This window comes from Novosphingobium sp. Chol11, from assembly GCF_945870625.1.
GTDB lineage: Bacteria > Pseudomonadota > Alphaproteobacteria > Sphingomonadales > Sphingomonadaceae > Novosphingobium.
Map to the genome: position 1 here is coordinate 1 of NZ_CAMBTS010000154.1, position 4918 is coordinate 4918.

At 61.9% G+C, this 4918-nt stretch carries 8 protein-coding genes; all 8 read right to left on the reverse strand.

Features of this window, described 5'->3' with window-relative positions; genetic code table 11:
- Nucleotides 1-569: NAD(P)-binding domain-containing protein (locus tag Q0O40_RS15315; protein ID WP_295531843.1), on the reverse strand; the 569-nt coding region annotated here is incomplete at its 3' end.
- Complete coding sequence (locus tag Q0O40_RS15320) at nt 566-967, reverse strand: hypothetical protein (protein ID WP_295531846.1); 402 nt, start codon at nt 965-967, stop codon at nt 566-568. The genes Q0O40_RS15315 and Q0O40_RS15320, both read right to left, overlap by 4 nt.
- A 1-nt stretch (nt 968) precedes the next feature.
- Complete coding sequence (locus tag Q0O40_RS15325) at nt 969-1766, reverse strand: enoyl-CoA hydratase-related protein (protein ID WP_295531849.1); 798 nt, start codon at nt 1764-1766, stop codon at nt 969-971.
- On the reverse strand, nt 1756-2808 hold the full coding sequence (locus tag Q0O40_RS15330) for an enoyl-CoA hydratase/isomerase family protein (protein ID WP_295531852.1): 1053 nt from the start codon (nt 2806-2808) through the stop codon (nt 1756-1758). The genes Q0O40_RS15325 and Q0O40_RS15330 overlap by 11 nt, the downstream gene beginning before the upstream one ends.
- Nucleotides 2809-2823: 15 nt before the next feature.
- Nucleotides 2824-3969 carry an acyl-CoA dehydrogenase family protein gene (locus tag Q0O40_RS15335; protein ID WP_295531854.1) on the reverse strand — a complete coding sequence of 382 codons (1146 nt, stop codon included), beginning with the start codon at nt 3967-3969 and terminating at the stop codon, nt 2824-2826.
- Entirely contained in the window at nt 3966-4379 is a 414-nt protein-coding gene (locus tag Q0O40_RS15340) for a PIN domain-containing protein (RefSeq protein ID WP_295531856.1), read from the reverse strand. Before Q0O40_RS15340 ends, Q0O40_RS15335 begins: the two co-directional genes overlap by 4 nt.
- Nucleotides 4379-4609: an AbrB/MazE/SpoVT family DNA-binding domain-containing protein gene (locus Q0O40_RS15345; RefSeq protein ID WP_295531859.1), complete on the reverse strand. Its 231-nt coding sequence runs from the start codon at nt 4607-4609 to the stop codon at nt 4379-4381. The genes Q0O40_RS15340 and Q0O40_RS15345 overlap by 1 nt, the downstream gene beginning before the upstream one ends.
- A gap of 51 nt (nt 4610-4660) precedes the next feature.
- The coding region (locus Q0O40_RS15350) for an aldehyde dehydrogenase family protein (RefSeq protein WP_295531862.1) at nt 4661-4918 on the reverse strand (258 nt) is incomplete at its 5' end.

The window sequence follows — 4918 nt, forward strand, 5'->3', positions numbered from 1 at the left end:
TCGGCCATCGCAAATGTCTCGCACGTGGCGATCATCGAAGCGCCGAGCAGCATGTTGTTGCAGATCTTCGCCGCCTGCCCCGCGCCGCTCGCGCCCGCATGGATCACCGCCTTGCCCATCGCGGCCAGGATCGGCTCGCCGCGCGCGAATGCTTCGTTCGTTCCGCCGACCATGAAGGTGAGCGTGCCGCCATTGGCCGCCGCGATCCCGCCCGAAACCGGCGCATCGACCATGGCATAGCCCGCGTCCGCCGCCAACGCGGCGACTTCGCGCGCCGTCGCAACATCGATCGTCGAGCAATCGAGCAGCAGTGCCGACGTCGGAGCCTGGCCGATCACGTCGGCGGCGTAAACCGACTTCACGATTCCGCCATTGGGCACCATCGAGACCACCGCATCCGCGCCCTGCACCGCCTCTTGCACCGAGGTGTACGTCGCGCAGCCGCTCTCCTTGGCACGGGCCAGCGCGGCTTCGGCCAGATCGAAAGCATGCACATCATGCCCCGCCTTGACCAGATTCGCGGCCATCCCGCCGCCCATGTTGCCGAGGCCGATGAATGCGATTTTCATTTTTTTATCCACTCTCGTCCGGCGTCAGTAAGTTCAAACATTGGCTCAAAGGCACCGGTCGGCTTGTCGTCGAATTTCAGATAACCATCGCGTTCTAACCGGCTGATGACTGAACGATCCATCCAAAGGCGAGCACCTTCGATCTGGATCCCTTGTGCAGCCAGTCGTTCGCTTTGCGCGATCTTGATGTAAGCTCGCAGATAGCTGAGATTTCGCAATGTTTCAGAGCGTTCGCCCGGCGGCGTGTTTTGGTGCCACCAAGATAAATCCTGGGCTTCAATTCTCGGTTTCTTCTCAATTGTGCAGGCTGAAACCGCGTCCCATCCCGCATTTTTTAACTCATCTGCCAGTACACGTTTCGCCTCAGCACTCCGAGTCCTGACGACCTTCTCGACCACCTTACTTACCCTTCCACACGCCGGGGCGCTTTTCGATGAAGGCCGCCATGCCTTCGGCCTTGTCTTCGGTGCCGGCGAGGATCTGGAAAAGACGGCGTTCGAACACGATGCCCTGATCGAGCCCGGTCTCGAACGCAGCGTTAACCATTTCCTTGTTGGCGATTACCGCGACCGGGGCCATGCCCGCGATCACTTCGGCGGTCTTGATCGCATCCTCGATCAGGTCCGCCAGCGGCACGACCCGCGCGACAAGGCCCGAACGCTCGGCCTCGGCGGCGTCCATCATCCGGCCGGTGAGGCACATTTCCATCGCCTTGGCCTTGCCCACCGCGCGGGTCAGCCGCTGCGAACCGCCCATCCCGGGCGCCACGCCCAGCTTGATCTCGGGCTGGCCGAACTTGGCATTGTCCGACGCGATGATGAAATCGGCCATCATCGCCAGTTCGCACCCACCGCCGAGCGCGAAGCCATTGACCGCCGCGATCCAAGGCTTGCGCGTGGTTTTCACCAGGTGGCTGGTCCAGCGCGAAAAGAAGTCGCCGGTGTAAAACTCGGTCGGGGCCTTGTCGGCCATTTCCTTGATATCCGCGCCTGCGGCAAAGGCCTTCTCGCCCGCGCCCGTCAGCACCGCGCAGCGCTGCTCCGGGTCCGCTTCATAGGTAGCGAAAGCGTCGATAAGTTCTTCGAGCACTGCCGAGTTCAGCGCGTTCAAAGACTTGGGCCGGTTGAGCGTGATCAGCGTCACGCTCCCGCGCGTTTCAACCAAGATCGATTCATAAGTCGCGATTTCAGTGGTCATGGGGGGTCCATTCCTCGTTAGCGGGCAGGGGCGCGAAGATCGCGTCGAGCATTTCGTCGGTCACGCCCTCGGGCGTTGCCGGGTTCCACTTGGGCGCATTATCCTTGTCCACGATCACCGCGCGCACGCCTTCGGCAAAATCGGGCCGCACCAGCACGCGCGCGCCGATGCGGTATTCCATCACCATGTTGGCGGCGAAATCGGGCAAGGTCAGGCTGGTCGCCAACTGACGCAGCGCGACTTTGCAGGTCTGCGGGCTCTTGGTGTGGAGCGCGGTCAGCGTGGCAACCGCAAACTCGCCGCCATCGGCTTCGAGCGCGGCAAGGATATCCTCGTAACGATCCGACGCGAACAGGCGCGCGATATCGTCTGCGTGGCCTGCGATCTTGGGCGCGGGCGGCACAGCAGCGAGGCCATGCAGCACGGCGGCGATATTTGCAGGGTCGGCCGCAATGCGCGCCTTGGCCTCGGCCAGCGCGGCGGCGGGCAGGTAATGCGTCGCCGATCCCGCCCAAAGGCAATCCGCCCCGTCCATCCGCGCGCCCGTCAGCGCGAGATATTGCCCCAGCCGCCCCTTCATGCGCGAGAGGAACCAGCCGCCGCCGACATCGGGAAACAGGCCGATCCCGGTTTCGGGCATGGCCAGCCGCGTGTTCTCGGTCGCGACGCGAAAGCGCGCAGGGTCCGCAATGCCAACGCCGCCGCCCATCGTGATCCCGTCCATGAACGCCGCGATGGGCTTGTCATACGTCATGATCAGATGATTGAGCCGGTACTCGTCGAAGAAGAATTTGGCCCCCGATACACCGTTATCGGTCAGCGCCGAGTTGCGCAGGAACGCGATATCGCCGCCCGCGCAAAAGCCGCGGCCCTCGGAATGATCGATGATCACGGCCTCGACCGCCGGATCGGCGCGCCACGCCAAGAGCGCATCGGTCATCGCCAGCACCATATCGTGGTTCAGCGCATGGATCGCCTTGGGGCGATTGAGCGAGAGCATCCCGCAGGCGCCCTCGGTGCGGACAAGCAGATCGTCGGTCATCGCAGGTGGTCCTCGTTATTGCCGCAACAGATCGCGGCCGATGATCATTTTCATCACTTCGTTGGTCCCTTCAAGAATGCGGTGGACGCGCAAATCGCGCCAGAAGCGCTCGATCGGATAGTCCTTGAGATAGCCATAGCCGCCGAACACCTGCAGCGCGCGGTCGACAATCGAGGAACCGCTCTCGGTCGAAAGCTTCTTGGCCATCGCCGAAAACTTCGTCTTGTCGGGCGCATTGGCGCTGACTTTGGCCGCCGCCAGATAGAGCAAGGCGCGCGCCGCTTCCAGATCGATCGCCATGTCCGCGAGCACGAACTGGGTGTTCTGGAAATCGGCAATCGGCTGGCCGAACTGGCTGCGCTCCTTGGAATACTTGATCGCCTCATCAAGGCAGCGCTGCGCGCCGCCCAGCGAACAAGCGCCGATATTGAGCCGCCCGCCGTCAAGCCCCGCCATGGCAAAGCGGAAACCGTCGCCTTCTGCGCCGACGCGGTTCGCCACCGGCACTTTCACGTTTTCAAACACCACTTGCGCGGTGGGCGAGGCATTCCAGCCCAGCTTGCGCTCGGGCGCGCCGAAGCTGACCCCCGGCATATCCTTTTCGATCACCAGGCAGGAGATGCCCTTGGGGCCGTCCGCCCCAGTGCGCACCATCGTGACATAGATATCGTTCACCCCGCCGCCCGAAATGAACTGCTTGGTGCCATTGACCACATAGTGATCGCCCTCCAACCGCGCGCTTGTGCGCAGCGCCGCTGCATCGGAGCCAGAGCCGGGCTCGGTCAGGCAATAGCTGGCCATCAGGTCCATCGTGATCAGGCCGGGCAGATAACGCGCCTTGACCTCGGCCCCGCCATACGTGTCGATCATCCATGCGGCCATGTTGTGGATCGAGATGAATGCGCTGGTGGTAGGGCAGCCATAAGCCATCGCCTCCATGATCAGCGCCGCTTCGAGCCGCCCAAGGCCGATCCCGCCGCTGGCCTCGCTGACGTAGATCCCGCCAAAGCCCAGCTCCGCCGCCGCCGTGATCGTGTCGCGCGGAAAGGTATGATCCTCGTCCCACTGCGCAGCAAACGGCGTGATCGCATCCGCGGTGAAGCGCTGCGCCATGTCCTGAATGGCAAGCTGGTCATCGGTAAGCTGGAACTGGTCGGTCATGAGGCATCCATGGGCAGGAACGGGTTGGTTATGGTCAGGCGGCCATCAATGATCAGGCCGTTTTGCATGTCTTCGCTGTAAAGTACCTCGCACTCATCGAGCAGGGCGGCCGCCACAATCAGTGCATCGTAGAAACTGAACCGGTAACGCTGGGAAACAATTCGCGCTAAATCATGCACTTCATAGGAGATATCCCGCATTGAGGCCGCGAGCTGGGTGATGATATCGAGCGCTTCCTCAATCTCGGACCATCCAACACGGCGCTTTCTCAGACTGACTGACACAAACTCGTTCAGCAATTGAATGCTGATCTTTGGCCCAGCATTCAGCAGATCCATTGAAACCAAGCGCCGATGATCCTTCGAAAAGGCATAAACGGCAACATTGGTGTCAATGGAAAAGGCAGACATCAGCGCGCATTGGCCTCTTCGCGATCAAACTTGTAGTCTGACGGAAGAGGGCGTTGCAGCGCGACGATCCGCTGCAATGCTTCCTCGCGGGTCATCTGCGAGCGCTGCAAAGCACGCGCAAGAAGCTCCGCGTCGATTGAATCACCCTCCTTAAGCTGAAAGCGCTCCACTATTTCGCGGGGCAAGCGCACCGCCAGACTGTTGCCCCATTTGCCGATCTGCATCTTCATCGCGAACCTCCGGATATCCAACAGGATATCCTAAACCAGGAAGTGCCGCAATCACCCCATCGTGGGGATGACAAATGCGTTCCCGCTATCGGGCAAGCCATCCGGCCAGCGCTGGGTCACGGTCTTGACCTTGGTCCAGAACTTCACGCCTTCCATGCCGTGCTGGTTGGTATCGCCGAACGCCGAGCGCTTCCACCCGCCAAAGGTGTGATAGGCGACCGGCACCGGGATCGGCACGTTGATGCCGACCATGCCGACATTGACGCGGGCCGCAAATTCGCGCGCCGCGTTGCCGCTGCGGGTAAACAG